Source organism: Pseudomonas sp. 10C3, from assembly GCF_036346185.1.
Classification (GTDB): Bacteria; Pseudomonadota; Gammaproteobacteria; order Pseudomonadales; family Pseudomonadaceae; genus Aquipseudomonas.
The window spans coordinates 1-260 of the sequence record NZ_JASJVE010000137.1; the positions used below are offsets into that span (position 1 = coordinate 1).

Here is a 260-nt window from a genome sequence, read left to right on the forward strand (position 1 = left end):
CTTCTAAAAGGAGTTCCTTGACATGCCGACTATAGTAATCCTCCCAAAGCTGTTCCCGATAAGGTTCGTGCTTAAACTCGTTTTCTAAAATTTCCTTGAATTTCTCGCTAAATGCACGGTCAAAATAAACGTGCCCAACCATGGCCCAAGTATTTTCTCCACCAATTTGGATATCATTGATGGTGTGATTCGAATCCTCTATAGCACAATATTCTTCCGTTTGACCTTCTGCAAATATCGTGGAGTAGTAACCTCTATAA

General features: G+C 40.0%; 1 protein-coding gene. It reads right to left on the reverse strand.

All coding sequences use genetic code 11. The features are described from left to right. On the reverse strand, positions 1-260 hold a 260-nt coding region (locus QN399_RS26420), incomplete at both ends, for a hypothetical protein (RefSeq protein ID WP_330201955.1).